Below are 25,620 nucleotides of genomic sequence, written 5' to 3'. Positions count from 1 at the left end.
CGTCCTCGAGGGCGACCCGCGCACCGTGTGGCTCCGGTGGCTCTCGGGCGACGATGTCACGCCCCAGGACGAGCGCCCCGCCACCCCGATGCCCGCCGCCGTCGCCGACGTCCCCGCCGAACCCGCCCCCTCGCACCCCGCCGTGGACCGGGTCCGGCACGCGCTGGACGGCGCCGGCGCGGACGGCGACATCCGTTGGCTCGACGACCACGCCACCACCGCCGCACGGGCCGCCGAGGCCCTCGGTGTCCCCGTCGGCGCGATCGCGAACTCGCTGGTCTTCACGCTCGACGACGAGCCGTTGCTCGTCCTGACGAGCGGCGCCCACCGCGTCGACACCGAGTTCCTGGGCTCCCGCCTCGGCGGCCGGCTCGCGCGCGCGAGCAAGGAGACCGTGCGCGACGCCACCGGCCAGGTGATCGGCGGCGTCGCGCCCGTGGGCCATCCCGCCCCCGTGCGCACGCTCGTCGACGTCGACCTCCGGGGCCACGACGTCGTGTGGGCCGCGGCGGGGCACGCGCGGACCGTGTTCCCGACGTCCTACGACGAGCTGGTGCGGATCACGGGCGGCACGCCGACGCCGGTCGTGCCGCCCGCGGAGTGAATCCGGCTGTCCTCGGGCACGGGTCCGCTCAGTAGCCCAGCGCGTCCAGGGCGGCGTCCGCCATCGCGCTCTCGCCGCGCGCGTTCGGGTGCACGGGCACCACGTTCGTGCCGAACAGCAACGGTTCCACCCAGCGCTCGCCGGCCGGGGCGCAGGCGTCGCGGCCCTCGCTGCGCTCCGCGAGGTCGACGAACGTCGCCCCCGCCTCGTCGGCGGCCCGCTCGATGACGCCGTTGAGCGTGGCCTGCAGGTCGCGCAGGTAGGGCACGTCGCCCGCCGCGACGGGGAGCTTGGAGAAGCACCCCTTCTCCGCGGGCACGATCCACGGGTAGCCGAGGATCGCGACGTCGGCGTGCGGCGCCCGGGCCCTGATGTCCTCGAGCGCCCGCCGGACGGCCGGGTACGTGGACTCCTCGACCTGGTCGGTGAAGCGGTCGCCGTAGGTGCGCTCGCACGGGTTGCCGCGCCCGGCCGTGACAGCGCCGGCCGAGCCGCAGGCCAGCAGCGCGCCGATGAACGTGCTGTTGTCGTTGCCGCCGATGGTGAGCGTGACCAGGTCGGCGTCCTCGGTCACGGCGTCGAGCTGCGGCCCGACGCCCGGATACTGGGCCTTGCCGAGGTCCTTGGTCTGGGCCGCCCCGCAGGTGACGTCCACCAGGTCCGCGCCGAGACGGTCCGCGACGAAGTGCGGGTAGTTCAGCGTCGTGCGCAGGCAGGCGAGCGGGGCGTCGGGATCGGGCGGAAGGATGCCCGACCCGGCCGAGTACGAGTCGCCGAGGGCGACGTATCGCACCGGATCAGGCGCCGCTCCGGCGGGTGCCGCGACGGCGACGACGCCGGCGGCGGCGAGCGCGGCGGCGGAGGCCGCGGCGAGGGCGGTACGGCGAGTGCGACGTGCGAGGTGCATGACAACTCCCTTGTGTGTCCGCAGGCGCTCGACGGTGAACGCCGAGACCGAGTATCACGACGTGCGACGGCGTCTACCAGACGACGCGCCGACGATCCTTGCCCCCGGCACCCGCCCTGCCGGTCGCCGGGCCGCGGCTAGCGTGGTGAGAGCGCCCCGCTCCCCGAGCGGGACCGCACCCGACCACCCACGACCACGCGACCGAGGGGCACGACGATGGCTCACGGCGACATCACGCACATCGACATCCCGGTGACGGACAAGGAACGCGCCAGAGGCTTCTACTCCGGCCTGTTCGGCTGGCAGATCGAGGCACCGCCCGGGTTCGAGGACTACCCGATGTGGCGGGCACCCAACCAGATCAGCGGGGGCGGGCTGGCGCCGCGCGGCGACGGGTTCGACCAGCCCCGCAGCTACGTCGAGGTCGACTCCATCGACGAGACCCTCGCCCGGGTGCGCGAGCTGGGCGGCACGGTGCTCATGGAGAAGTCCGAGATCAGCCCCACCAGTTGGTGGGCCGTGCTGGAGGACCCGGACGGCAACCGGATCGGCCTCTACGAGGGCACGACGGACGCCGGCTGAGCCGACCGGGGCCGGCTTCTCGGCGCCTCAGCGGGCGAACAGGGCGCCTCCGTCGGGGTCGCCCTCCCGCCGCGGGCGCAGCGCCGACGGGGCCGGCCACGGCAGCGCGAACCGCTCGACGGCGACGTCGATCGCCCCGAGGTCGTCGGTCTGCACGACGACGCGGTCGGGCGTGACCTCGACGAGCTTCACGCGCAGCGGCTCGTCGTCGTCGCGCTCGAGCGTCCAGACGTCGGCCATCCACGACAACCCGGTCGACTCGAGCGCCTCCTCGGCATCCGTCCAGTCGAGCGGCCCGCTCACGTCCCGACCGAGCAGCGACACGGCGACCCAGCCGTCGCCCTCGGGGCGCAGCCAGCCCAGCGCCTCGCGGTCGTCGGGGCGGCGGTGCTCGATCCAGTCCGCGGGCAGGGGGTTCTCCGGCGCAGGCATGTCGGCACCGTAGGCGACGGCGCGCGGGCTCCGCGAGCGGATTCCCGTACTACCTCGCGGGTTCCGGTGCTACCTCGCGGGTTCCGGTGCTACCTCGCGGAGATCGGTGCTACCTCGCGAGGTCGGCGCGACCGTCGGCGAGCCCGCGGGCGTAGGCCTCCGCGCTGCCCTCACGGAACAGGTCGTCGGCGCTGGGGCGCACCAGCGTGCGGGCACCGGGGCCGTCGGCCTCCGGCCCCTCCCCCGCGCGGACGTGCCGCGCGAGGCCGCGCACCACCGCGACGGGTCGGCCGTCCGCCTTGCCGCGCACCAGCTCCGAGGCGGCTGCGACCTCGTCCGCGACGGCGGTCACCGTGGCCGACAGCGGGCGGCCGTGCGCGTCGACCCCCCCGCGCAGGTCGTCGACGACGTCCACGCCGGCCGCGCCGATCGCGATGTCGGTGAGGCCGTCCCGCCAGGTCCGCCCGGCGGTGTCGGTGACGACGACGCCGAGGCGGTCCAGGCCGAACCGCGCGCGCAGGGCGGCTCGCAACGCGCGCGCCGAGGCGTCCGGGTCCTCGGGCAGCAGCAGCACGGTGCCCTCGGGCGTGTTCGACGCGTCCACCCCGGCGGCGGCCATCACCAGCCCCAGCCGGTTCTCGACGATGCGCAGCGGCGGCTGGCCGTCGAGCCGCGCGCGGGTCGCGACCACGCGCACGGTCTCGTCGGTGATCGCCTGCTCGCGGTCGGCGGCGCGCACCACGCGCCCCTCGGCCTTCGAGACGACCTTGGACGTGACGACGACGACGTCGCCCTCGGCGAGCGGGTCCCCGGACGCCGCGCCGTCGGCGGCCAGGGCGTCGCCGACCAGGCCCGCGAGGTCGTCCCCGGGCCGGACCTCCGGGAACCCGCCGGGAGCCCAGGCGGTGAGCCGAGCGCTCACCGCACCAGCTTCGGGAGCACCTCGCGGCCGAAGACCTCGATCCACTCCTTCTGGTTGCGCCCCACGTTGTGCAGGTAGATCCGGTCGAAGCCGAGGTCGACGTACTTCTGGATGGCGGCGCGGTGCTCGTCCGGGTCGGCGCTGATGACCATGCGCCCCTCGAAGTCCTCGGGGCGGACCAGCTTCGCCATCTGCGCGAAGTCGTGCGGGGAGCGGATGTCGGCCTTGGGGAACTTCATGCCGCCGTTGGGCCACTCGGTCATCGCGTTCGCGAGCGCCTCCTCGTCGGTCTCCGCCCACGACATGTGCACCTGGAGCACCTTGGGCATCCCCTGCGGGTCGCGACCCGACTCGCGGACGCCGTCGTCGAACTTGCCGAACAGCATCTCGATCTTCTCCAGCGGCGCCCCGACGGTGATGAGGCCGTCGGCGTGCTTGCCGGCGCGCTTGGCGGTGATCGGGCCGGCCGTGGCGACGAGGATCTCGGGCGGCACCTCGGGCATGGTCCACAGCCGCGTGGACTCCATCTTGTAGTACTGCCCGGAGTGCTTGACGTCCTTGCCGTCGATGCCGGACGCGAAGAGCTTCTTGATGATGTCGATGGCCTCGAACATGCGGTTGATCCGCTCGGGGGCCTCCGGCCAGTACCCGGCCACGACGTGCTCGTTGAGCGCCTCGCCGGACCCCAGGCCGAGCCAGTGCCGGCCGGGGTACATCGCGGCGAGCGTGGCGGACGCCTGCGCGACCATCGCCGGGTGCCAGCGGAACGTCGGTGCCGTGACGCCGGGTCCGAGGTCGCCGCGGGTGCGCTCGCCGAGCGCCGTCAGCACGTTCCACACGAAGGCCGCCTCGCCCTGCTGCGGCACCCACGGCTGGAAGTGGTCGGCCGCCATGACGCCGGAGAAGCCGTGCTCCTCCGCGTAGGCCGAGAACTCGACCACGTCGGTGGGGTGGAACTGCTCGAGCATCGCGGCATAGCCGATGGTCAGGTCGGGGTTCGCAGCCATGCCTCCGACCCTATCCCCGGCCGACGACCAGGTACGTGGTACCGGGTCGGTCAGCAGGGTCGGTCAGCGGCGTCGGTCAGCAGGGTCGGTCAGCCCAGCCGCTTGGCGAAGAAGTGCTCGGCGTACGGGTTGTCGTTGTAGCGGGCGATGCGCCGGTAGCCGGCCCGCTCGTACATCGCGACGGCCTCCGTCAGCGTCCCGTTCGTGTCGAGGCGTACCTCGCGGTGGCCGAGGTCGCGGCTCACGCCCTCGAGGTGGCGCAGCAGCCGGGAGCCGAGCCCCGCGCCCCGCCATCCCGGGTGCACCCACATCCGCTTGATCTCCCCCACGCCGCCGGACACCTCGCTCGACAGGGTGCGCACGCCCCCGCAGGCGACGGGCTCGCCGTCGCTCGTCGCGACGACGAACGCACCCGACGGCGGCGCGAGACGCGCGTCCTCGGGGTCGGGTTCGCCCGCCGCGGGCCGGGGACCGGGGTCGAACCCGCCGGGGAAACGCTCGTCGAGCTCCGCCACGTACGCCGCGACCGCGCGCCTGGCGAGGTCCGACGCCGGGTCCGCGCGCTCGAGCGTCACGGTCGCGGCCCGCACGAGGAGGTCGGCCTCCGCGAGGGCCGCGGCGAGCCGAGCCCGCTGGCGGGCGGTGAGCGGCGCGACCAGGTCGCGCGCCCGGTCCACGGACCGCCGCTCCAGGTCGTCCCACGCGCGCCGGCCCGCGGGCGTGAGGTCGACGCGGCGGCGTCGCCGGTCGTCGTCGTCGGGCACGACGGCGACGAGCCCGTCGGACTCCAGCCGGCGCAGCAGGCGGCTGAGGTACCCCGAGTCCAGGCCGAGCCTGGCACGCAGGTCCCGCGTGGTGCCCGGCTCCGTGCCGATCTCGAACAGGAGGCGAGCGGTGCCCAGCGGCATCCCGGTCCCGAGGAACGAGTCCTCGAGCGCGCCCACGCGCTGCGTGTAGCCGCGGTTGAACCGCCGTACGACGTCGACCTGCCGCTCGACCTGCGCGGCCGTCTCCGCCCCCGTCCCACCCGTCGTCCCACCCGTCGAACTCTGCATACCTCTGACTCTAGTCAGAGGTTATGGGCCACGCTCCGGCGCCGTCCGCCGATCGAGACGCCCCTGCCCGGCGGGCCCCGTGCATCTGGGAGAATGACCGACCATGAGCGACTTCCCGACCCCCGAGGCGCCGACCGCGCCCGCGCAGACCCCCGCAGCGACCCCGAACGCCGGCAACCCTGTTGCTCAGGTAGCCGGCGACGTCGTCCGCGCGGAGGTCCGGGAGGTACCGGACAAGGTCAGCCTGGAGGGCCTGGAGCAGCGCTTCGACGAGCGCTGGTCGGCCGAGGGCACCTACGCGTTCGACCGCACGGCCACCCGCGAGCAGGTGTACTCGATCGACACCCCGCCGCCCACGGTCTCGGGCTCGCTGCACGTGGGCCACGTGTTCAGCTACACGCACACGGACACCGTCGCCCGCTTCCAGCGGATGCGCGGCAAGAAGGTCTTCTACCCGATGGGTTGGGACGACAACGGCCTGCCCACCGAGCGCCGCGTGCAGAACTACTACGGCGTGCGCTGCGACCCGTCCCTGCCCTACGTCGAGGGCTTCGAGCCGCCGCACCAGGGCACCGACGGCAAGAACGTCAAGCCGGGCGACCAGGTGCCGGTCAGCCGCCGCAACTTCATCGAGCTGTGCGAGCGGCTCACCGCCGACGACGAGCGCCAGTTCGAGGAGCTGTGGCGCCGCCTCGGCCTGTCCGTCGACTGGGCGCAGAACTACCAGACCATCGACGCCACCTCCCGCGCCGCGTCGCAGCGCGCCTTCCTGCGCAACCTCGCCCGCGGCGAGGCGTACCAGGCGGAGGCGCCGGGCCTGTGGGACGTGACGTTCCAGACCGCCGTCGCGCAGGCCGAGCTCGAGGCGCGCGAGTACCCGGGCTTCTACCACCGCGTCGCGTTCCACCGGCCCGACGGCAGCCCGCTGTACATCGAGACCACGCGCCCGGAGCTCATCCCCGCCGTGGTGGCGCTCATCGCCCACCCGGACGACGAGCGGTACCAGGGCCTGTTCGGCACCACCGTCACCTCCCCCCTGTTCGGCGTCGAGGTGCCGGTGCTCGCGCACCCGGCCGCCGCGATGGACAAGGGCGCCGGCATCGCCATGTGCTGCACCTTCGGCGACCTCACCGACGTGCAGTGGTGGCGCGAGCTGCAGCTCGCCACGCGCTCGGTCATCCAGCGCGATGGCCGCCTCTCCCGCGAGACGCCCGAGTGGGTCGCGGGCGGCCCGGGCGAGGCCCTGTACGCCGAGGAGCTCGCCGGCAAGACGACGTTCAGCGCCCGCAAGGCCGTCGTCGACGCCCTCCGCGAGTCGGGCGACCTCGACGGCGAGCCGTCGGCCACCCAGCGCATGACGAACTTCTACGAGAAGGGCGACAAGCCCCTCGAGATCGTCACCTCCCGCCAGTGGTACATCCGCAACGGCGGGCGCGACTGGGCGGCCCGTGACCTCAAGGCGGAGCTGCTCGCGCGCGGCAAGGAGCTCGACTTCCACCCGGACTTCATGCGCGTGCGCTACGAGAACTGGGTGAACGGCCTCAACGGCGACTGGCTCATCTCGCGCCAGCGCTTCTTCGGCGTGGCCGTGCCGCTGTGGTACCCGGTGACCGAGGCGGGCGACGTCGACCACGACCACCCGATCGTGCCGACCGAGGCGGAGCTGCCCGTCGACCCGACGTCGCAGGCCCCGGCCGGCTACGAGGAGTCGCAGCGCGGCGCGCCGGGCGGCTTCGTCGGCGACGCCGACGTGATGGACACCTGGGCGACGTCGTCCCTGTCCCCGCTGATCGTGTCCGGCTGGGAGCGTGACGCGGACCTCTTCGAGCGCGTCTACCCGATGGACCTGCGCCCGCAGGGCCAGGACATCATCCGCACCTGGCTGTTCTCCTCGGTGGTCCGCTCGCACCTCGAGTGCGGCGTCCTGCCCTGGAAGCACGCCGCCATCAGCGGCTGGATCCTCGACCCGGACCGCAAGAAGATGTCCAAGTCCAAGGGCAACGTCGTCACGCCGATGGGCCTGCTCGAGGAGCACGGCGCGGACGCGGTGCGGTACTGGGCCGCCGCCGCCCGCCTGGGCACGGACGCCGCGTTCGAGGTCGGCCAGATGAAGATCGGCCGCCGCCTCGCGATCAAGGTGCTCAACGCCTCGAAGTTCGCCCTGACGTTCGGCGTGGACCCGGAGACCGGCGCCGGCGAGATCGTGCTGGACCCGGCCCGCGTCACGGTCCCCCTGGACCGCGCGATGCTCGCCGGCCTGGCGGACGTCGTCGAGCAGGCCACCGCCGCGTTCGAGGCGTACGACCACACCCGCGCGCTGGAGGTCACGGAGACGTTCTTCTGGACCTTCTGCGACGACTACCTCGAGCTGGTCAAGGACCGCGCGTACGGCGCCGGCGCCGCGGCCACCGAGGTGACGGCCGAGACCGTGTCGGCACGCACGGCCCTCGCCCTCGCGGTGGACGCGCTGCTGCGCCTCCTGGCGCCGTTCCTGCCGTTCGCGACCGAGGAGGTCTGGTCGTGGTGGCGCACCGGCTCGGTGCACCACGCCGCCTGGCCGGTGGCCGCGCCGCTGCGCGCGGTGGCCGGCGACGCCGACCCGGTGCAGCTCACCGCCGCCGGGCACGCCCTCGCGGCGCTCCGCAAGATCAAGTCGGAGGCCAAGGTCTCCATGCGCACGCCGATCCTCACGGCGTCCATGGCCGTGCCGGCCGCGATGCTCGACGGCGTCCGGTCGGCGCTGGACGACGTCCGCGGCGCCGGCCGCGCCACCGGCACCCTCGACGTCGTCGAGGCGGCCGAGGGCCAGGGCAACCCGGACGTGCAGGGCGGCATCGTCGTCACGGCGTCCGAGCTGGGCGAGCCCCCGGCCCGCAAGCCCAAGGCCTGACCCGCGCGAGGTAGTTCCGAACCCGCCGAGGTAGTCCCCGACTTGCCGAGGTAGTTCGACAAGTGCCGAGGTAGTTCGTGGACGGCCGCAGTTCTGCGGCCCGCACGGACTACCTCGGCACTTGTCGAACTACCTCGGCAACTTCCGGACTACCTCGGCGTGGTGAACCGGTCGCCGTCGCCGCTCATCGTGGCGGCGACCTCCTTCGGCGTCCCGTCGTCGTGCCACCGCAGGGTCGCGCCGACGCCGTCCACCAGGTCCACGGACCCCTCGGGCGCGAACGTCAGGGCGGCGTCCTGCGCGATCGCCGCGCGCAGCAGGGCGGACGGCGCGGGCATCTCCTCCAGGCCGTCGGTGACGCCGAGGTCCTCCAGGTCGGCGCGCGAGGTCGCGACGTGCATCGGGTCCGGCCCGATCCACAGCGTGCGGCCGCCGAGCAGCCCCGTGAGGTCCGGTCCCCCGACGCCGTTGCCCGGGGCCGTGAGCACCGCCGCGGCGTCGAGGGCGAGCTGCTCCGACAGCACGAGCGCCTTCACCTGCCCGCGGGAGAGCACCGCGACCACGTCGTCGACCGACGAGACCGCACCCTCCTCCCGGCCCTGGTCCTGGCGGTACTCGGCGAGGACCACCTCGCGCCGGCGCTCCCGGTAGGAGTCGAGGGCGTCCTCGACGTTGGCCTCGAACGTGTCCGCGCGGACGCCCGGGCCCCGCCCGCCGCCCGAGACCTCGACGGTCCGCCGCGCGGCGTCCTGCCCGAGCTCGGCACGCACGAGGTTCACCGCCCGGACGTCGCCGGTGAGCAGCACGACCTCCGGGCGGCCCTCGGCCACGCGGCGGTCGATCTCCGCCGCCACCGCCGCGGCGTTGCGCTTCCAGGAGTCCTCGGCGCGCGACTCGATGATGGCGCGCTTGGTGCCGGTGCTGGAGGTCTTGCTGACCTCGTCGTTCGGGCCCTCGAACGTCTCGCGCGCTCCGCCGGGCCGGCCGACCGCGTCGCAGGGCCAGAAGTCCGCGCCGCTGCGGTCGACGGCGACGCACAGCGCGTCGACGGTCTCGTCGGCCGCCAGGGCGGCCTGCAGCAGCGCCGGGACGGGCAGCCAGACCCCCGTGGCCACGGCGGGCGGGTTGCGCAGCACGCGGTCCACCGCGACACCGCCGTCCCCGGCGATGAGCACCCGGCCGTGCGCGCCGGCCACGCGCGTGGGCCGCAGCACCGCGGCCTCGAGGTCGTCCAGCACCCGGGTGGGTGCGGACTGTCGCTCGAGGGAACGTCGCACCGCCCGCCACCGGTTCGCGACGTCCCTGTCGCCCGCCTCGGCCGAGGGCGTCGCGTCCAGGTAGACGGTCGCGAACGGTCCGGGGCGGCCGACGAGGGGCTTGAGCCAGTCGATCTTCATCCGTGGATCCCCCTGATGTCGTCGTCGGCTGTGTCCTCCAGCGTGCGACGGAAACGCGGCGGACGCCACCCCTCGGCCCGGCGGTCCCGACCTCGCGCGCGAGGTCAGATCTCACCTCTTCAAGCGTAGGTGTCCAGGGGCGGCAGCTCGCCCTTGAGGCGCCCGGCGGCGTGCTCCTCGGCGATGCGCTCGTGGTGCCGGATCACCTCGGAGACGATGAAGTTGCGGAACTGCTCCGTGAACTCCGGGTCCAGGCCGGCGCCCGCCGCGAGGTCCTTGAGGCGGTCGACCTGCTGACGGTCGCGAGACGGGTCGGCGGGCGGCAGCCCGCCCACCGCCTTGAGCTCGCCGACGCGTCGCGTCATCTTGAAGCGCTCGGCCAGCAGGTGCACGAGCGCGGCGTCGATGTTGTCGATGCTGGCGCGCAGGTCCAGGATCTCCTGGGGCATCCCGTCCGACGCGGGGCGCGGGGCGGGGTCCTGGGGGACGTCGTGAGGGGTGTCGGGCATGACTCGATCCTACGAGGCGCGCCGAGCGTGTAAGGTCCCACGTCGGCCCGAACGCCGACCGGAGACTGGTCGGGAACCGCCGGCCACCAGCACGCGGCACGACGCCAGGGACGCACACCGCCCGCCCACGCCGCCCACCCGGAGAGAGAGCAGATGACGGTCGCGACGACGCCGAGCCTCGTGGACGTGCCCGAGGGCACGAGCATCAGCACGCTGCTGGCCGACCGGGTCGCCCGGACGGGCGACCGCACCCTCATCGAGCGGCGCACCGCGTCGGACGGCTCCTGGGTACCGGTGTCCGCCGGCGAGTTCCAGGCCGACGTCATGACCGTGGCACGCGGGCTCGTCGCGCACGGCATCGAGCCCGGCGACCGCGTCGCGATCATGTCGCGCACCCGCTACGAGTGGACGCTCCTCGACTTCGCCGCCTGGGCGACCGGCGCCGTGGTCGTGCCCGTCTACGAGACGTCCTCCCCCGACCAGGTGCGCTGGATCCTCGAGGACTCCGGAGCCCGCCTGGTCGTGGTGGAGACTCCCGCGCACGCGGACGCCGTGCGCCAGGTGGACGACGAGCTGCCCGACCTCGAGGAGGTGCTCGTCATCGCGACCGGTGCCGTCGACGAGCTGCGCGAGGCCGGTGCGTCGGTCCCCGCGCGGGACGTCGCGGCCCGCCGCGACGCCGTGCGCCGCGACGACCTCGCCACGATCGTCTACACCTCCGGCTCCACGGGACGCCCCAAGGGCGCCGAGCTCACGCACGGCAACTTCGCGCACCTCGCGATGAACGCCCGCCTCGCCCTGCCCGAGCTTCTCGACTCGGACGGCGCGCGCACGGTGCTCTTCCTTCCCCTGGCGCACGTCTTCGCCCGCCTCATCCAGGTCGCGGTGATCGCCAGCGGCTCGGTGCTCGGCCACCTGCCCGACGTGAAGACGCTCACCGACGACCTCAGGACGTTCCGCCCCACGTTCCTGCTCGCCGTCCCCCGCGTGTTCGAGAAGGTCTACAACTCGGCCGAGCAGCGGGCCGCGTCGCGCACCCAGCGGCAGGTCTTCGGCTGGGCCGCGCGCGTGTCGGGCCAGTACTCGCGTGCGCTCGACACCGGACGCGTCCCGGTGACGCTGCGGGCCCGCCACGCGCTGGCCGACCGGCTGGTGCTGTCCCGGCTGCGCACCGCGATGGGCGGGAACCTGCGGTACGCGATCTCGGGCGGCGCGCCGCTCGGAGACCGCCTCGGACACTTCTTCCGCGGGGCCGGACTCACCGTGCTCGAGGGCTACGGGCTCACCGAGACGACGGCCCCGACCGCGGTGAACCTGCCTTCCGACCTGCGCATCGGCACGGTCGGCCCGCCGTTCCCCGGCACCTCGGTGCGGATCGACGACGACGGCGCGGTCTTCGTGGCGGGCCCGCACCTGTTCCGGGGCTACCGCGGACGCCCCGACCTGACCGCCGACGCGATGACGGACGGCTGGTTCCGCACCGGGGACCTGGGCGCCCTGGACCAGGGTCACCTGCGCATCACAGGGCGTACCAAGGAGATCATCGTCACCGCGGGCGGCAAGAACGTGGCCCCGGCGCCGCTGGAGGACCGGGTGCGCGCCCACCCCCTCGTGTCGCAGGTCGTGGTCGTGGGCGACAAGCGTCCGTTCATCGGCGCGCTCGTCACGCTGGACGCCGAGATGCTGCCCGGCTGGCTGGCCACGCAGGGCATGGCGCCGATGTCGGTGGGCGCCGCGCGGACCGACCCCCGGGTGCTGGCGGCGCTCGACGCGGCGGTCGAGGAGGCGAACACGGCCGTCTCCCGGGCGGAGTCGATCCGCAAGTTCCGGGTGCTCGAGGGCGACTTCACCGAGGCGAACGAGTACCTGACGCCCTCGCTGAAGGTGAAGCGCGACCTCGTGCTGCGCGACTTCGCGGACGAGGTCGACGCGCTCTACGCCGGGTAGTGCTCAGGCGCTCTTCTCGCGGGGCGCACGACGGCGGACGGGCGAGGTGCGCGGCACGAGCGTCGGGTTGACGTTCTCCAGCACGACCTCGCGGCTCACGACCACCCGCTCGACGTCGTCCCGGCTGGGCACGTCGAACATCACCTGCTGGAGGACCTCCTCCATGATGGCGCGCAGCCCGCGCGCCCCGGTGCCCCGCAGCAGCGCCTGCTCGGCGATCGCGTGGACGGCGTCCTGCTCGAACTCGAGCTCTACGCCGTCGATCTCGAACATGCGCTGGAACTGCTTGACGAGCGCGTTGCGCGGCTCGGTGAGGATCCGCACCAGCGCGTCGCGGTCCAGCGGGGACACGGACGCGATGACGGGCAGCCGCCCGATGAACTCGGGGATGAGCCCGTACTTCTGCAGGTCCTCGGGTCGCACCTCGGCGAACAGGTCGTCGTCGGCCGCGGTCTCCATGGGGGCGCTGAAGCCGATGCCGCGCTTGCGCGCGCGGGACGCCACGATGTCGTCGAGGCCGGCGAACGCGCCCGCCACGATGAACAGCACGTTCGTGGTGTCGATCTGGATGAACTCCTGGTGCGGGTGCTTGCGCCCGCCCTGCGGGGGCACCGACGCCGTCGTGCCCTCGATGATCTTCAGGAGCGCCTGCTGCACGCCCTCGCCGGAGACGTCGCGCGTGATCGACGGGTTCTCCGCCTTGCGGGCCACCTTGTCGACCTCGTCGATGTAGATGATGCCCGTCTCGGCCTTCTTGACGTCGTAGTCCGCGGCCTGGATGAGCTTGAGGAGGATGTTCTCGACGTCCTCGCCCACGTACCCGGCCTCCGTGAGGGCCGTGGCGTCCGCGATGGCGAACGGCACGTTGAGCATCTTCGCCAGCGTCTGCGCCAGGTAGGTCTTGCCGGTGCCGGTGGGCCCGATGAGCAGGATGTTGGACTTCGCGATCTCGACCGCGTCGTCGCCGTCGCGCTGGGCCTCGCCCGCCTGGACCCGCTTGTAGTGGTTGTAGACCGCCACCGCGAGGGCCCGCTTGGCCGGCTCCTGCCCGATCACGTACTGCTCGAGGAAGTCGAAGATCTCGCGCGGCTTCGGCAGCTCGGTGAGCCCCAGCTCCGCCGCCTCGCCGAGCTCCTCCTCGATGATCTCGTTGCACAGGTCGATGCACTCGTCGCAGATGTACACGCCGGGGCCGGCGATCAGCTTCTTGACCTGCTTCTGCGACTTCCCGCAGAACGAGCACTTCAGCAGGTCTGCGCCGTCACCGATCCGAGCCACCGGGAGCCTCCATCTCGTGAGTGCACGTCCTGAGTGCTTGGTCCTGCGTCCATTCCACACCACGGGGGCGTCGTTGTCAGCCGAGCAGCCCGGTGCGTCGTGTCGCGGGGCCCGCGATGTCTCCCTCGGGAGGTCGCGGGCCCCGTGAACGTGCAGGTCAGCGCGGCGCGAGAGCGGCGGGCTTGCGGCTCTCGAGCACCTGGTCCACCAGGCCGTAGTCCTTGGCCTGCGCGGCCGTGAGGATCTTGTCGCGCTCGATGTCCTCGCGCACCTGCTCCTCGGACTTGCCCGTGTGCGCCGCCAGCGTCGACTCCAGCCACTCGCGCATGCGGATGAGCTCGTTGGCGTGGATCTCGATGTCGGACGCCTGGGCGTAGCCGCCGCCCTCCATCGCGGGCTGGTGGATCAGCACACGGGCGTTCGGCAGCGCGAGGCGCTTGCCCGGCTGGCCGGCGGCGAGCAGCACGGCCGCGGCGGAGGCCGCCTGGCCGAGGCACACCGTCTGGATCTGCGGCTTGATGAACTGCATCGTGTCGTACAGCGCCGTCATGGCCGTGAACGACCCCCCGGGCGAGTTGATGTAGATCATGATGTCGCGGTCGGGGTCCTGGCTCTCCAGGACCAGCAGCTGCGCCATGATGTCGTCCGCCGACGCGTCGTCGACCTGGACGCCCATGAAGATGATGCGGTCCTCGAACAGCTTGGTGTACGGGTCCTGGCGCTTGAAGCCGTACGCGGTGCGCTCCTCGAACTGGGGCAGCACGTAGCGCGACGTCGGAGCGCCGTGCGGGAGCGCGACGCCGCCGGGGCGCGCCGCGGCGCCCGCCAGGTTCTGGGCCCGCATAGCGAACTGGTACTCGTCTGAGTAGCTCACGGTGTTCTCCTCGGGTGGGAAGTCGGTGGGTTCCGGGGGCGGGTGGTCGGCGTCAGGAGCCCGACGCGCCGCCACCGCCCGAGACCGAGGCGGCGCTGGTGACCACGTGGTCGACGAAGCCGTACTCGAGGGCCTCGTCCGCGGTGAACCACTTGTCGCGGTCGTTGTCCTTGAGGATCGTCTCCAGCGACTGCCCGGTCTGCTCGGCCGTCAGCTCGGAGAGCACCTTCTTCATGTGCATGATCAGCTGGGCGCCGATCCGCACGTCCGTCGCGGTGCCGCCCACGCCGCCGGAGGGCTGGTGCATGAGCACGCGGGCGTGCGGGGTGATGTAGCGCTTGCCCTTGGTGCCCGACGAGAGCAGGAACTGCCCCATCGACGCGGCCATGCCCATCGCGATGGTCGCGACGTCCGGCTTGATGTACTGCATCGTGTCGTAGATCGCCATGCCGGCCGTGATGGATCCGCCGGGGCTGTTGATGTACAGCCAGATGTCCTTGTCCGGGTCCTCAGCGGCGAGCAGCAGCATCTGCGCGCAGATGGCGTTCGCGTTCTCGTCGCGCACCTCCGAGCCCAGCCAGATGATGCGCTCCTTGAGGAGCCGGTTGTAGATGGAGTCGTTGAGCCCGAGGCCCTGGCCGTCGGCGCGCGCCACCGGCGTCGCACCGTCCATCCGCAGCAAGTCGTTCACGTCCGTCTCCTTCGTCATCGCCGTCGATCGACCCTAACGTGCGGCAGCCACGCGAAACGTCCCGGTGGAGGGGCTTTTCGCTGCGGGCGCACACGACGACGCCGGCGGCGGTCTCGGCTCACGCCCCGTGCGCCTCGCACAGCGCCCGGGCGGCGCGCCGAGCGGTCGGGAACGGGTCCTTCGGCACGCCCGTCCCCGCCCCCGCCAGCGCCCCGTCGTGGAGCAGCAGCAGCGCGTCCGCCAGCTCGCCGGGACGTTCGAGCCCGGCTGCGCGGCACTCGGTCTCGAGGAGCTCCCGGACCCACGACTTCTGCCGGGCGACCTCGACGGCGACGGGCCGGTCGGCGTCGTCCACCTCGGCGCGCGCGTTGATCGCGGCGCAGCCACGGCCGCCCTCGGCCGCCGACCACCCCTCGGCGGCGCCGAAGACCGCGAGCACCCGGCCGACGCCCGGCTCGGGGTGCGCCGCGAGGGCCCGGACCAGGTGTGCCTGCCACCGGGAGTCGCGGTCGCGCAGGTACGCCACCACGAGCCCCTCCTTCGAGCCGAAGCGGTCGTAGAGCGTCTTCTTCGTGACGCCCGCCTCCGCCGCGACGGTGTCGACGCCGACGGCGTGCAGCCCGCGGGCGTAGAACAGGCGCGACGCGGCCTCGAGGATCCGGCGCGCCGCCGGGGTGAGGGACGCCTGCCGCGGGGTCTGCTCGGTCACCCGACCCACGATACGGACCGGTCCACCCCCACGGACGATGCCGGCCCGCACCGTCCGGGGGGACGGTGCGGGCCGGCGTGGGTGTCCGGGCGGTCCGGGGTCAGGCCTTGGCCGTCTCCTCGGAGGTCTCCTCCGTCGACTCCTCGGACGTGGCGTCGTCGGCGGCCCCCTCGACCTCGGCGGCCGCGGCGTCCTCCTCCTCGGTGCCGATGAACTCGGCCAGGTCGACGACGTTGCCGTCGGAGTCCTTGACCTCGATGTCGCGCAGCGCGACCGCGAGGGCCTTGGAGCGCGCGACCTCACCGACCATGGCGGGGATCTGGCCGCCCTGGTCCAGGGTCGAGATGAACTGGTTCGGGTCCATGCCGTACTGCTGCGACGCCTGGACCAGGTACTCGACGAGCTCGCCCTGGCCGACCTGAACCTCGAGCTTCTCGGCCAGCGTGTCCAGCAGGATCTGGTTCTTGAGGGCCTTGGTGGCGTCCTCGGTGACCTCGGCGCGGTGCTCGTCGTCCTCGAGACGGTTCTCCGACTCCAGGTGGCGGTGCACCTCGGCCTCGACGGCACCGGACGGCACCGGGACCTCGACGGCCTCGAGCAGCTTCTCCAGCAGCAGGTCGCGGGCGGCGACGGCCTGGTTCGACGTCTTGATCGACGCGACCTGCTCGCGCAGGTCCGCCGTCAGCTCCTCGAGCGTGTCGAACTCCGAGGCGAGCTGGGCGAAGTCGTCGTCCGGCGTCGGCAGGTCGCGCTCCTTGACGGCCGTGGCCGTGACGGTGACCTGCGCCTCCTCGCCCTCGTGCTCGCCGCCGGCGAGCTTCGTGGCGAAGGTCGTGGTCTCGTCCGTCGACAGGCCGGTGAGGGCCTCGTCCAGGCCGTCCAGCATGTTGCCGGCGCCGATCTGGTAGGAGACGCCGGAGACCGAGTCGATCTCCTCGTCGCCGATGACGGCCTTGAGGTCGATGACGACGTAGTCGCCCTCGACGGCGGGACGGTCGACGCCCACGAGGGTGCCGAAGCGCTCGCGCAGCGCGTCGAGGCGCTCGGTGACGTCCTCGTCGGTCACCTCGGTGGAGTCCACCGTGATGTCGATGCCGGACAGCTCCGGGAGGGTGATCTCGGGCCGGACCTCGACCTCGGCGGTGAACGCGAGCTGGCCCTCGCCGGCCTTGGCGGGGACCTCGGTCACCTCGACCTCGGGCTGGCCCAGGGGGCGCAGCGACTCGGCCGTGACGGCGTCGCGGTAGAAGTTCGACAGAGCGTCGTTCACGGCGTGCTCGACGACCGCACCCCAACCGACGCGCTGGTCGATGATGCGCGGGGGAACCTTGCCCTTGCGGAACCCGGGGATGTTCACCTGCTCGGCGATGTGCTTGTACGCGTGGTCGATGCTCGGCTTGAGCTCGTCGTACTCCACCTCGACGGTCAGCTTGACCTTGGTGGGCTCCAGGGTCTCGACGGCGCTCTTCACTTCGATGGTCTCCAACGGTTCGGGTGCTGCGCGCGCGTCTCACCGGCGCGAGCCGGCCTGGTTGCTGCGGCGCGGGGTGCGGGGACCGTACGACGGGCGTACGGGCAACCCGTCCATCCTACGCCACGGCGAGGGCCGCCCGGGGACGCCCGCGTCACGACGACGCGCGTCCCGGGCGACCCTCGCCGGGTACGTCCTGGCAGAGGATCGGGCGCGGACGATCAGGAGCAGGTGTAGGTGATGCCGTTGACGTCGTGCACGCCCGGCCCGAGGTCGCCGCAGACCTCGATCAGGTGGCTCGCCGCCACGCCCAGCACCACGGCCAGGATGATCGTCCCGAGGAGCACGAGGGCGCTCACGATGATGCCGGCGATGGCGACGCCGTTCGGCTGGCCCACCTTGCGCGACTTCACGAGGCCGACGATCGACAGGATCAGGCCGACGATCGACAGGGGCCCGAAGAAGCCGAGCACCAGGCCGACGATGCCCAGCGTCTTGCCCGGGTTCTGCGGCGGCTGGCCGTAGGCCGGCGCGTACTGCCCCGCCGGCGGCGCGGCGGGGTACGCCTGGCCGGGCGCCTGCGGAGCGGCGGGGTACGCCTGCCCGCCGGCCGGCTGGGCAGGGTAGGCCTGGCCCGGCGCCGGCTGACCCGGGGCGGGCTGCTGCGGCTCGGCGCCGCCGGGGGGCGTCGCACCCGGCTCGGGCGTGCCTGGCGTGTAGGGGTCCGGGGTGGTCATCAGGTTCTCCTCGCACGTCGGTCGCCGTCCGTCGGCGATCGGGGGCCGATCCTTCCAGATCGGCACGCCGAGCGCGGGCCGATCCACGGGCGAGCCGCGACGAACCACGACGTCCGCCCTGTGCCGCTGTCGGGGTGACTGGATTCGAACCAGCGACCCTCTGCTCCCAAAGCAGATGCGCTACCAAGCTGCGCCACACCCCGTGGCCCGCCGTCGGGCGGGGCCTCGGTCAGTGTAGTGCCGCCGTCCGGCGGCGAGCCCCCGACGTGCGTCGACGGGTCCGTGCGCCCCCGCGGCTTTGCTAGGGTTGGCCCGCGTTCCCACCCGGCGACGATGTCGCGGGGTGGCCGTGCGGGCGTAGCTCAATGGTAGAGCCCCAGTCTTCCAAACTGGCTACGCGGGTTCGATTCCCGTCGCCCGCTCCCCTGCTTCCTCTCCCCTCCTTCCCCTTTGCGGCCCGTCCGCGACCCAGGGGACAGGTGTCTCCCGACCGATCGACGACGCCGATGGATGAGATGCTCCTTGTCGATCGGTCGCGTCCTGGTTAGGCTCGGCGCCGCAGCCTGCGACAGGCGCGACCACACGGCAGCAGCACCCCGAAGCACCCCGAAGCACCCCGAAGCAACACGAAGCATCACGAGGAGGGCCGGCATGACGAACGTCCGCCGCGTCGCCCCCTCGACCGCCCTCTCGTCCCACCGGAGGACGGTGCCGGCGTCGGCGCTCCGCACCCCGGCGTGCGCCGCGGCGACGACGCCGCGATGCTGTCGATAGAGCGTCCACGTCACGTCCGACCCGCCCGACGGCGGGTCCCCGACGACCGTGCGGCGCTCGCACCGACCTCGCCGACGCCCCTGCGCCGCGCCCTCCGAGCACCTGCTCGGGGGCCCGCACCGCACGCGACGGCGCACCCGCACCACCTCGCCCGCACGCACTCCTCGAGAAGGAACACCCCATGGCACGCATCTACGACGACGCGACGAAGCTCATCGGCCGCACCCCGCTCGTCCGGCTGAACCGTCTCGCCGCCGGCCTCGACGCGACGGTCGTCGCGAAGCTCGAGTTCTACAACCCCGCCAACTCCGTGAAGGACCGCATCGGCGTCTCGATCATCGACGCCGCGGAGGCCTCCGGCGACCTGCAGCCGGGCGGCACCATCGTCGAGGGCACCTCAGGCAACACCGGCATCGCGCTCGCCTGGGTCGGCGCCGCACGCGGCTACAAGGTCGTGCTCGCGATGCCGGAGACGATGTCGAAGGAGCGTCGCGCCCTGCTGCGCGCGTACGGCGCGGAGCTCGTGCTCACGCCGGGCGCGGAGGGCATGAAGGGCGCCGTCGCCGCGGCGGAGAAGATCGCCGCCGAGCGGCCGGGCGCGATCCTCGCCCGCCAGTTCGCCAACGAGGCCAACCCGAAGGTGCACCGCGAGACCACGGCCGAGGAGATCTGGGCCGACACCGACGGCGAGGTCGACGTGGTCGTCTCCGGCATCGGTACCGGCGGCACCATCACGGGCGTCGGCCAGGTCCTCAAGGAGCGCAAGCCCGAGATCCGGATCGTCGCGGTCGAGCCCGCCGAGTCGCCCATCCTCAACGGCGGGACCCCCGGCCCGCACAAGATCCAGGGCCTGGGCGCCAACTTCGTCCCGGAGATCCTCGACACCTCCGTCTACGACGAGGTGCTCGACGTCGACGCCGAGACGTCGGTCGAGCTCGCCCGCCGCGCCGCGAAGGAGGAGGGCCTCCTGGTCGGCATCTCCTCGGGCGCCGCGATCGCCGGGGCGCTCGAGGTCGCGAAGCGGCCCGAGAACGCCGGGAAGCTGATCGTGGTCGTCATCCCCGACTTCGGCGAGCGGTACCTGTCCACCATCCTGTACTCGGACCTGCTGGACTGACGTGACGAGCCGCCGCACCGCTCCGACCGCCGCCGCCGGGGCCGCCCACGAGGACCTCGACGGCGACGTCGACCACCCGATGCCGGCCGGGCACCGCCCGGGCCTGCGCCACCTGGTCGAGATCCTCGCCGAGGACCTCGAGGCGGCGCACGCGCACGACCCGGCGGCGCGCTCCCGGTTCGAGGTCGCGCTGGGCTACCCGGGAGTGCACGCCGTGTGGGCGCACCGGGTGTCCCACCGCATGTGGCACCGGCCCGGCCTGCGCCTTCCGGCGCGCCTGCTGTCGCAGGCCGCCCGGTGGGTGACCGGGATCGAGATCCACCCCGGCGCGCGGATCGGGCGGCGGCTCTTCATCGACCACGGCATGGGCGTGGTGATCGGGCAGACGGCGGTCGTCGGCAACGACTGCGTGCTGTTCCACGGCTCCACCCTGGGCGGCCGCTCGATGACCCGGGGCAAGCGGCACCCCACCCTGGGCGACCGGGTCATGGTGGGCGCCGGCGCCAAGATCCTCGGCCCGCTGTGGATCGGCGACGACGCGCAGATCGGCGCGAACGCGGTCGTGACCCGCGACGTGCCGAACGGCATGGTGGCCGTCGGGGTGCCCGCGCACGCGCGCACGCCCGGTCACCGGCCCGACCACGGCCAGCACGTCGAGGACGCCTCGGAGCTGCTCGAGTACGTCATCTGAGCGGCCCGCAGCCGCGGCCCGTGCGCCCACCGCTCCCGCGGCGGGCGCACGGGCCGTCGTCGTCCCGTCGCGTGTTTGTTCTGGTAGTCGTAGAACAAGTAGTCTGACGCCCGTGATGTGGCGCATCGATCCGACGAGCGACGAGCCGCTGTACGCGCAGCTGGTCGCCCAGGTGCGCCTCGGCGTCGCGCACGGCACGCTCCGCCCGGGCGAACGGCTTCCCTCGGCCCGGGAGCTCGCGGCCTCCCTCGACCTCAACATGCACACCGTGCTGCGGGCCTACCAGGTGCTGCGCGACGACGGCACGCTCGAGCTGCGGCGCGGGCGCGGCGCCCTCGTCGCGTCCACCGCACCCGACCTGGCCGACGTCGAGCGGGCGGTGGCCGACCTGGCCGCCGCGGCCCGTCGTGCCGGGCTGTCCGTCCAGACCACCACCACCCTCGTCACGGAGGCGATGCACCGATGACCACCGCTCCCCCGCCCGGCAGCCCCCGAGCACGCTCCGGCACGGAGGTGTGGCGCCCTCTCGCGCGCCGCGCGATGGCCTGGTCGTCACTCGTGGGCGTCGTGCTCGCGCTCGGCACGGCCGCGGTGGTCTGGGCATGGCGGGACGAGCTGCCCGCGCAGGTCGCGACGCACTGGAGCGGGAGCGGGGCGCCCGACGGCTTCATGTCGCCGACGGCCCTGGCGCTCGTCGGGGTCGTGACCACCGTCGCGCTCTGCGGGCTCTTCGCGGCGATCGGGCTGACGCAGGGCGCCGCCGCCTCGACCCGGCGGATCACCGCCGCGGGCTGCGTGTGGTCGGGCGCGTTCCTGGCCGCGATCGTCGTCGGCACGCTCGCGCCCCAGCGCGGCCTCACCGACCCGTCCCAGGTCGAGCTGTCCGGCACCGCGCTGCTGACGGCCTTCCTCCTGCCGCTCGTCCCGGCGGGGATCGCGGCCGCGCTCGTCCCGGGCGACTCCGCGATGCCCGCCGTCGAGGCCGTCCCCGAGGACGCGCCCCGGGCCACGCTCCGCGACGGCGAGCGCGCGGTCTGGCTGCGTCGCGCGACGGGCGGGCCGGGCCTCGCCGTCGGGGCCGTCGCCGTCGCCCTGACGACGCTCGCCGCGGCGCTGACCGCCGAGTGGTCGATGCTGGTCGTCCCGGTGGTCCTCGCCGCGCTGTTCGTCACGATGTTCGCCTTCACCGTCCGGGTGGACCCCGCCGGCCTCACGGTGCGTTCCGCCGCCCGCTGGCCGGGCACCCACGTCCCGGCGGGCGAGGTGGTCCGGGCGTCGGTGACCCAGGTGCGCCCGCTGCGCGACTACGGCGGCTGGGGCTGGCGCACCGCCCGCGACGGGCGCGTGGGCGTGGTCCTGCGCTCGGGCGAGGCGCTGCTGGTGGAGCGCACCGGGGGGCGGTCGTTCGCCGTCACGGTCGACGACGCCGCCGAGGCCGCCGCGCTGCTGAACACGATGGCCGACCGCGCCCGGAGCCGCTGACCGCCCGCGGCCTCAGGCGAGCAGCTCCGGGTGCGCGGCCGCCACGCGGCGCGGCGCCTTGGCGAGCCAGGCGTCCACGAGAAGCTCGCGGAGCGCGTCGCCGTCGACCGCCTCGAGCCGGACGAGGACGACGGGCACGCCGTCGAGGTGCGGGATCGTCAGCGTCTCCGGGCGGGCGGCGAGCACGGCCTCCTTCTCGCCCAGGTCGTCCACGACCACGGCGAGGATCGGCCCGGTCGGCACCGGCTCGTCCCCGAACCTCCGCACGTCGGCCTTGCTGAAGGGCCGCAGCCAGGAGAACACGCGACCGGACACCGCCCACGCCCGATTCCGGAACGTCGTCGTCTCGGTGACCTCGGGCAGCCCCGCGGCGGCGCGGGCCGCGTCGTCGATCGTCGCCATCCCCCGAACCTAGCGGCGGTCCCGCCGCACGCACGGCGTCGGCTAGGGTGTGACGGGCATTACCCCGTACTCCCGGTACCGGACACATCGGCACGACCGCATCATCTCGACGAGGAGCACCCCGCCCCATGAGCACCCTGCGCATCGGCATCCAGACCGGCTACTGGTCCCGCAAGCCCCCGAAGGGCATCGTGCCCGCGCTCGTCGCGGCCGAGGCGCTGGGCCTCGACTCGGTCTGGACGGCGGAGGCGTACGGCTCCGACGCGTTCACCCCCCTCGCCTGGTGGGGCTCCCGCACCCGCCGCCTGCGGCTCGGCACCGGCATCGCGCAGATGGCGGCCCGCACCCCGACCGCCACCGCCATGCAGGCCATCACCCTCGACCACCTCTCGGGCGGGCGCTTCGTGCTGGGGCTGGGGGCGTCCGGCCCGCAGGTCGTCGAGGGCTGGTACGGCCAGCCCTACCGTCGGCCGTTGGCGCGCACCCGCGAGTACGTCGACGTCGTGCGCCAGGTCTTCGCCCGCGAGCGCCCCGTCACCGCGGACGGCGAGTTCTTCCGCCTCCCGCTGCCCGCGGACGCCCCTGGCGCCACCGGCCTCGGCAAGGCCCTCAAGCCGACCGTGCACCCCCGCCGCGCGGACATCCCGATCGTGCTGGCGGCCCAGGGACCGAAGAACGTCACGCTCGCCGCCGAGATCGCCGACGGCTGGATGGCGGGCTTCTACGCGCCGCGGGCCGACGCCGAGCACCGCGAGCTGCTCGCGTCCGGGTTCGCGCAGCGCTCCGACGCGCGCAGGCCGTCGTCCGACTTCGAGGTGCTCGCGACGGTGCCCGTGGTCGTGCGCGACGACGTCGAGGCCGCGGCGGACGTCATCCGCCCGCACATCGCGCTGTACGCCGGCGGCATGGGCTCGAAGGAGGCCAACTTCCACAAGGCGTCGCTGGACCGCCTCGGCTACGCGGCGGAGCTCGACGAGGTCCAGGCGCTGTTCCTCGCGGGCCGCCGGGAGGACGCCGCGCGCGCCGTGCCGACCGAGCTCGTCGAGGAGGTCGCGCTGGTCGGCCCCGCGGACAAGGTCGCGCGCGACCTGGCCCGCTGGGACGGCACGGCGCTGACCACGATGCTGCTGCAGGGCGACCCGTCGTCGATGCTCACGGTGCTCGCCGCGGCACAGGCGGCCCGCAAGGACGCGGACGGCGGCACGCCCCTGGGGGCCCGCGTGCGCGCCGCCGCCGGTGCGGCCGCCGCCCGCGTGGCACCCAAGAAGGCCTGACCGCCGGGGCGACGTCCTCCGGCCGTCAGCCCTCCTCCGGGAACCAGACGGCGCGGCGCAGGTCCACGCGCCGGCCGTCGCGCGAGAGCGGGCAGCCCTCGGCGCGCAGCGCGTCGAGGGCCGCCGTGAGGTGCCGAGCCGGCGGGGCACCCGACGCGTTCACCACGCGCCACCAGGGCACGAGGTGGTCGTCCTGCACGGGACCGATCACCGCGGCGCCGTCCGGCACGAGGTGCGCATAGCGGTCCCCCGAGCCCGCCATGACGTTCCCGACCTGTCGTGGCCCGCCCCGCCCCAGCCGCTCGCCGACGATCTCGGCGATCAGGCCGTAGGTCATCGCGCGGCCGGACGGGATGCGGCGCACCAGGGCGAGCACCTCCGCGGCGTACTCGTCGGGGGCGTCGAGGGGCTCGTCGGACGTCGAGGCGCGGGCTGGCACACCGCGACCCTACGGCCCGTCGCCGACCCCGGCGGCGGACCGAACCGCGGGTCGCCGGAGGACCGTCCGGCGGGTCCGGAAATCCGCTGGCCCCGAGCCCCGGACCGCGCCACGATCGGCAGGTGACCTCCGACCGCTCCCGCACCGCCCTGCCCGCCGGCTACCGCAGCCGCACGCTCACCGCCGACGACCGCGGCGCGCTGCTCGACCTGGACACCTGGGCGTTCCCCGACCCGCACTCGGTGGCGGAGTTCGACGATCTGCCGCTGCCGCTGACGTGGGAGCGGGCTGTCGGCGTCGAGGTCGAGGGCGCGCCCGACGACGGGCTCGCCGCGATCCGTGCGTCCTACCCGTTCTCCCGCTTCCCCGTGCCGGGCGCCACGCTGCCCACGGCCGGCCTGACGTGGGTGGGCGTGCACCCGCAGCACCGCCGCCGGGGGCTGCTCACCGCCATGATCGACGACCACCTCGACGCGTGCCGGCGGAGGGGCGAGCCGCTGTCCGCGCTGTTCGCCGCCGAGACCGCCATCTACGGACGGTTCGGGTACGGCAAGGCGGCCGACGACCTGCGTATCGCCGTCCCGCGGGGAGCGGCGCTGCGCGACGTCCCCGGCGCCGCGGACCACACCGTGCGCGTGGAGCACGCCGACCGCGCACGCCACGGCGACCTCGTCGCCCGCCTGCACCGTGCTCCGGGCCTGCCCGCGGGCCCGGCGGGGATCAACCGGCCCGGCTGGGCCACGCGGGAGACCGACGCGCTGTGGGAGAGCTACTGGGCGGACCCGAAGTCGTTCCGGGCGGGCGGGCGCGAGTCGCTGCGCATCGTCGTCGTAGAGCGCGACGGCGAGGCGCGCGGCTACGCGACGTTCCGCCGCAGCCTGGACTGGCAGGTCACCGGTCCGCGCGGCACCGTGCACCTGGGTGACGTCGTGGCCCTCGACGCCGCCGCGGCGCGCGCCCTGTGGGGCGTGCTGCTCGACCTCGACCTCATGAGCAGCACGGACCCGTTCCTGCTGCCGGTCGACGACGCGGTCATGAGCCTGCTCGTCGACCCGCGGGCCGCGGGCGCCCGCGTCGCCGACAACGTGTGGGTGCGCGTCGTCGACGTGCCCGCCGCGCTCGCGGGCCGTCGCTACCAGGCCGACGTCGACGTCGTGCTCGGGGTCGACGACGCCCGGCTGCCCGACAACGCGGGGTCGTGGCGCCTGCGGGCGACGGCGTTCGGGGCGGCGACGTGCGAGCGCACCGACGCGGAACCCGACCTGCGGCTCGACGTGCGCGAGCTCGGCGCCGTCTACCTGGGCGGCACGTCCCTCGCGACGCTCGCCGGCGCCGGGCTCGTCGACGAGCGGTCGGCAGGCGCGCTCGGCCGCACGAGCGCGGCGTTCGGCTGGCCGCTCGCCCCCGCCTGCGGCTGGGTGTTCTGACC

At 73.8% G+C, this 25,620-nt stretch carries 25 protein-coding genes and 2 tRNA genes; 11 read left to right on the top strand and 16 right to left on the bottom strand.

The genetic code is table 11. The annotated features are described in order from the left end of the window. Window positions 1-88 precede the first annotated feature (88 nt). Window positions 89-604 (top strand): YbaK/EbsC family protein, encoded by a 516-nt coding sequence (locus ACFQ8E_RS06910; protein WP_430549948.1) that lies wholly within the window; start codon window positions 89-91, stop codon window positions 602-604. A 28-nt stretch (window positions 605-632) separates the two neighbouring features. Here the strand turns inward: ACFQ8E_RS06910 and ACFQ8E_RS06905 are convergent, their stop codons facing one another. Continuing rightward, window positions 633-1,511: an SGNH/GDSL hydrolase family protein gene (locus ACFQ8E_RS06905; RefSeq protein WP_430549829.1), complete on the bottom strand. Its 879-nt coding sequence runs from the start codon at window positions 1,509-1,511 to the stop codon at window positions 633-635. A gap of 216 nt (window positions 1,512-1,727) precedes the next feature. On the opposite strand from ACFQ8E_RS06905, the gene ACFQ8E_RS06900 reads away from it, so the two are divergent. Beyond that, a complete protein-coding gene (locus ACFQ8E_RS06900; RefSeq protein ID WP_430549828.1) occupies window positions 1,728-2,093 on the top strand; it encodes a VOC family protein in 366 nt (121 codons plus the stop codon). Between the two features lie 27 nt (window positions 2,094-2,120). Here the strand turns inward: ACFQ8E_RS06900 and ACFQ8E_RS06895 are convergent, their stop codons facing one another. The 4 genes from ACFQ8E_RS06895 to ACFQ8E_RS06880 form a co-directional block, all read right to left on the bottom strand. Further along, on the bottom strand, window positions 2,121-2,525 hold the full coding sequence (locus ACFQ8E_RS06895; RefSeq protein WP_430549827.1) for a hypothetical protein: 405 nt from the start codon (window positions 2,523-2,525) through the stop codon (window positions 2,121-2,123). Between the two features lie 109 nt (window positions 2,526-2,634). Continuing rightward, window positions 2,635-3,447: a coenzyme F420-0:L-glutamate ligase gene (gene cofE / locus ACFQ8E_RS06890; RefSeq protein WP_430549826.1), complete on the bottom strand. Its 813-nt coding sequence runs from the start codon at window positions 3,445-3,447 to the stop codon at window positions 2,635-2,637. Next, window positions 3,444-4,454: a TIGR03557 family F420-dependent LLM class oxidoreductase gene (locus ACFQ8E_RS06885; protein WP_430549825.1), complete on the bottom strand. Its 1,011-nt coding sequence runs from the start codon at window positions 4,452-4,454 to the stop codon at window positions 3,444-3,446. The genes cofE and ACFQ8E_RS06885 overlap by 4 nt, the downstream gene beginning before the upstream one ends. An 89-nt stretch (window positions 4,455-4,543) precedes the next feature. Further along, entirely contained in the window at window positions 4,544-5,509 is a 966-nt protein-coding gene (locus ACFQ8E_RS06880) for a GNAT family N-acetyltransferase (protein WP_430549824.1), read from the bottom strand. A gap of 103 nt (window positions 5,510-5,612) precedes the next feature. Here ACFQ8E_RS06880 and valS point away from each other — a divergent pair, with 103 nt between their 5' ends. After that, complete coding sequence (valS, locus tag ACFQ8E_RS06875) at window positions 5,613-8,399, top strand: valine--tRNA ligase (protein ID WP_430549823.1); 2,787 nt, start codon at window positions 5,613-5,615, stop codon at window positions 8,397-8,399. A 149-nt stretch (window positions 8,400-8,548) separates the two neighbouring features. On the opposite strand, the gene ACFQ8E_RS06870 is transcribed toward valS, so the two are convergent. Both ACFQ8E_RS06870 and ACFQ8E_RS06865 read right to left on the bottom strand, forming a co-directional pair. Further along, window positions 8,549-9,796, bottom strand: coding sequence for a hypothetical protein (locus tag ACFQ8E_RS06870; RefSeq protein ID WP_430549822.1), 1,248 nt, complete (start codon window positions 9,794-9,796; stop codon window positions 8,549-8,551). A gap of 119 nt (window positions 9,797-9,915) precedes the next feature. Continuing rightward, the gene (locus ACFQ8E_RS06865) at window positions 9,916-10,305 is read right to left on the bottom strand and encodes a chorismate mutase (RefSeq protein ID WP_430549821.1); all 390 of its coding nucleotides are present in this window, start codon (window positions 10,303-10,305) and stop codon (window positions 9,916-9,918) included. Between the two features lie 153 nt (window positions 10,306-10,458). Here ACFQ8E_RS06865 and ACFQ8E_RS06860 point away from each other — a divergent pair, with 153 nt between their 5' ends. Beyond that, complete coding sequence (locus ACFQ8E_RS06860) at window positions 10,459-12,252, top strand: AMP-dependent synthetase/ligase (RefSeq protein WP_430549820.1); 1,794 nt, start codon at window positions 10,459-10,461, stop codon at window positions 12,250-12,252. Window positions 12,253-12,255: 3 nt separating this feature from the next. Here the strand turns inward: ACFQ8E_RS06860 and clpX are convergent, their stop codons facing one another. From clpX to ACFQ8E_RS06825, 7 genes are all read right to left on the bottom strand, one after another. Beyond that, a complete protein-coding gene (clpX, locus tag ACFQ8E_RS06855) occupies window positions 12,256-13,530 on the bottom strand; it encodes an ATP-dependent Clp protease ATP-binding subunit ClpX (RefSeq protein WP_430549819.1) in 1,275 nt (424 codons plus the stop codon). Between the two features lie 157 nt (window positions 13,531-13,687). Next, the gene (locus ACFQ8E_RS06850; RefSeq protein ID WP_430549947.1) at window positions 13,688-14,374 is read right to left on the bottom strand and encodes an ATP-dependent Clp protease proteolytic subunit; all 687 of its coding nucleotides are present in this window, start codon (window positions 14,372-14,374) and stop codon (window positions 13,688-13,690) included. Between the two features lie 82 nt (window positions 14,375-14,456). After that, a complete protein-coding gene (locus ACFQ8E_RS06845; protein WP_430549946.1) occupies window positions 14,457-15,077 on the bottom strand; it encodes an ATP-dependent Clp protease proteolytic subunit in 621 nt (206 codons plus the stop codon). 136 nt (window positions 15,078-15,213) lie between these two features. Then, window positions 15,214-15,804: a TetR/AcrR family transcriptional regulator gene (locus ACFQ8E_RS06840; protein WP_430549818.1), complete on the bottom strand. Its 591-nt coding sequence runs from the start codon at window positions 15,802-15,804 to the stop codon at window positions 15,214-15,216. A gap of 100 nt (window positions 15,805-15,904) precedes the next feature. Beyond that, window positions 15,905-17,275, bottom strand: a complete 1,371-nt coding sequence (gene tig / locus ACFQ8E_RS06835) for a trigger factor (RefSeq protein ID WP_430549945.1) — start codon at window positions 17,273-17,275, stop codon at window positions 15,905-15,907. Between the two features lie 221 nt (window positions 17,276-17,496). Continuing rightward, complete coding sequence (locus tag ACFQ8E_RS06830; RefSeq protein ID WP_430549817.1) at window positions 17,497-18,012, bottom strand: DUF4190 domain-containing protein; 516 nt, start codon at window positions 18,010-18,012, stop codon at window positions 17,497-17,499. Between the two features lie 129 nt (window positions 18,013-18,141). Next, window positions 18,142-18,215 (bottom strand) — tRNA-Pro (locus tag ACFQ8E_RS06825). Window positions 18,216-18,363: 148 nt separating this feature from the next. On the opposite strand from ACFQ8E_RS06825, the gene ACFQ8E_RS06820 reads away from it, so the two are divergent. The 5 genes from ACFQ8E_RS06820 to ACFQ8E_RS06800 all read left to right on the top strand — a co-directional run bounded on the left by ACFQ8E_RS06820 (window position 18,364) and on the right by ACFQ8E_RS06800 (window position 22,076). After that, window positions 18,364-18,434: transfer RNA gene (locus tag ACFQ8E_RS06820), tRNA-Gly, on the top strand. 533 nt (window positions 18,435-18,967) lie between these two features. Next, window positions 18,968-19,903, top strand: a complete 936-nt coding sequence (gene cysK, locus ACFQ8E_RS06815) for a cysteine synthase A (RefSeq protein WP_430549816.1) — start codon at window positions 18,968-18,970, stop codon at window positions 19,901-19,903. Window positions 19,904-19,982: 79 nt separating this feature from the next. Then, entirely contained in the window at window positions 19,983-20,594 is a 612-nt protein-coding gene (gene epsC / locus ACFQ8E_RS06810) for a serine O-acetyltransferase EpsC (protein ID WP_430549944.1), read from the top strand. Window positions 20,595-20,709: 115 nt separating this feature from the next. Further along, complete coding sequence (locus ACFQ8E_RS06805; protein WP_430549815.1) at window positions 20,710-21,060, top strand: GntR family transcriptional regulator; 351 nt, start codon at window positions 20,710-20,712, stop codon at window positions 21,058-21,060. Then, window positions 21,057-22,076 (top strand): DUF1648 domain-containing protein, encoded by a 1,020-nt coding sequence (locus ACFQ8E_RS06800; protein ID WP_430549814.1) that lies wholly within the window; start codon window positions 21,057-21,059, stop codon window positions 22,074-22,076. Before ACFQ8E_RS06805 ends, ACFQ8E_RS06800 begins: the two co-directional genes overlap by 4 nt. A 12-nt stretch (window positions 22,077-22,088) precedes the next feature. Here ACFQ8E_RS06800 and ACFQ8E_RS06795 read toward each other — a convergent pair whose 3' ends face one another. Beyond that, complete coding sequence (locus tag ACFQ8E_RS06795) at window positions 22,089-22,478, bottom strand: MmcQ/YjbR family DNA-binding protein (protein WP_430549813.1); 390 nt, start codon at window positions 22,476-22,478, stop codon at window positions 22,089-22,091. 137 nt (window positions 22,479-22,615) lie between these two features. Here ACFQ8E_RS06795 and ACFQ8E_RS06790 point away from each other — a divergent pair, with 137 nt between their 5' ends. Next, the gene (locus tag ACFQ8E_RS06790) at window positions 22,616-23,752 is read left to right on the top strand and encodes an LLM class F420-dependent oxidoreductase (protein WP_430549943.1); all 1,137 of its coding nucleotides are present in this window, start codon (window positions 22,616-22,618) and stop codon (window positions 23,750-23,752) included. 25 nt (window positions 23,753-23,777) lie between these two features. Here ACFQ8E_RS06790 and ACFQ8E_RS06785 read toward each other — a convergent pair whose 3' ends face one another. Next, window positions 23,778-24,191 (bottom strand): MGMT family protein, encoded by a 414-nt coding sequence (locus tag ACFQ8E_RS06785; RefSeq protein ID WP_430549812.1) that lies wholly within the window; start codon window positions 24,189-24,191, stop codon window positions 23,778-23,780. 122 nt (window positions 24,192-24,313) lie between these two features. Between ACFQ8E_RS06785 and eis the strand changes: the two genes are divergently transcribed. Further along, window positions 24,314-25,618 carry an enhanced intracellular survival protein Eis gene (gene eis / locus ACFQ8E_RS06780; protein WP_430549811.1) on the top strand — a complete coding sequence of 435 codons (1,305 nt, stop codon included), beginning with the start codon at window positions 24,314-24,316 and terminating at the stop codon, window positions 25,616-25,618. Window positions 25,619-25,620 lie beyond the last annotated feature (2 nt).

The sequence above is a fragment of the Isoptericola sp. NPDC056573 genome (assembly GCF_042793335.1).
Classification (GTDB): domain Bacteria; phylum Actinomycetota; class Actinomycetes; order Actinomycetales; family Cellulomonadaceae; genus Isoptericola.
The sequence above is the reverse complement of the archived record's forward strand: the minus strand, read 5'-3'. Positions and strand labels throughout refer to the sequence as shown.

Coding starts and splice junctions, on each gene's coding strand:
- ACFQ8E_RS06910 (WP_430549948.1), top strand. CDS start 89: ATGCCCGCCGCCGTCGCCGACGTCCCCGCCGAACCCGCCCCCTCGCAC.
- ACFQ8E_RS06905 (WP_430549829.1), bottom strand. CDS start 1,511: ATGCACCTCGCACGTCGCACTCGCCGTACCGCCCTCGCCGCGGCCTCC.
- ACFQ8E_RS06900 (WP_430549828.1), top strand. CDS start 1,728: ATGGCTCACGGCGACATCACGCACATCGACATCCCGGTGACGGACAAG.
- ACFQ8E_RS06895 (WP_430549827.1), bottom strand. CDS start 2,525: ATGCCTGCGCCGGAGAACCCCCTGCCCGCGGACTGGATCGAGCACCGC.
- ACFQ8E_RS06885 (WP_430549825.1), bottom strand. CDS start 4,454: ATGGCTGCGAACCCCGACCTGACCATCGGCTATGCCGCGATGCTCGAG.
- ACFQ8E_RS06880 (WP_430549824.1), bottom strand. CDS start 5,509: ATGCAGAGTTCGACGGGTGGGACGACGGGTGGGACGGGGGCGGAGACG.
- valS (WP_430549823.1), top strand. CDS start 5,613: ATGAGCGACTTCCCGACCCCCGAGGCGCCGACCGCGCCCGCGCAGACC.
- ACFQ8E_RS06870 (WP_430549822.1), bottom strand. CDS start 9,796: ATGAAGATCGACTGGCTCAAGCCCCTCGTCGGCCGCCCCGGACCGTTC.
- ACFQ8E_RS06865 (WP_430549821.1), bottom strand. CDS start 10,305: ATGCCCGACACCCCTCACGACGTCCCCCAGGACCCCGCCCCGCGCCCC.
- ACFQ8E_RS06860 (WP_430549820.1), top strand. CDS start 10,459: ATGACGGTCGCGACGACGCCGAGCCTCGTGGACGTGCCCGAGGGCACG.
- ACFQ8E_RS06850 (WP_430549947.1), bottom strand. CDS start 14,374: ATGCGGGCCCAGAACCTGGCGGGCGCCGCGGCGCGCCCCGGCGGCGTC.
- ACFQ8E_RS06845 (WP_430549946.1), bottom strand. CDS start 15,077: ATGGACGGTGCGACGCCGGTGGCGCGCGCCGACGGCCAGGGCCTCGGG.
- ACFQ8E_RS06830 (WP_430549817.1), bottom strand. CDS start 18,012: ATGACCACCCCGGACCCCTACACGCCAGGCACGCCCGAGCCGGGTGCG.
- cysK (WP_430549816.1), top strand. CDS start 18,968: ATGGCACGCATCTACGACGACGCGACGAAGCTCATCGGCCGCACCCCG.
- epsC (WP_430549944.1), top strand. CDS start 19,983: ATGCCGGCCGGGCACCGCCCGGGCCTGCGCCACCTGGTCGAGATCCTC.
- ACFQ8E_RS06805 (WP_430549815.1), top strand. CDS start 20,710: ATGTGGCGCATCGATCCGACGAGCGACGAGCCGCTGTACGCGCAGCTG.
- ACFQ8E_RS06800 (WP_430549814.1), top strand. CDS start 21,057: ATGACCACCGCTCCCCCGCCCGGCAGCCCCCGAGCACGCTCCGGCACG.
- ACFQ8E_RS06795 (WP_430549813.1), bottom strand. CDS start 22,478: ATGGCGACGATCGACGACGCGGCCCGCGCCGCCGCGGGGCTGCCCGAG.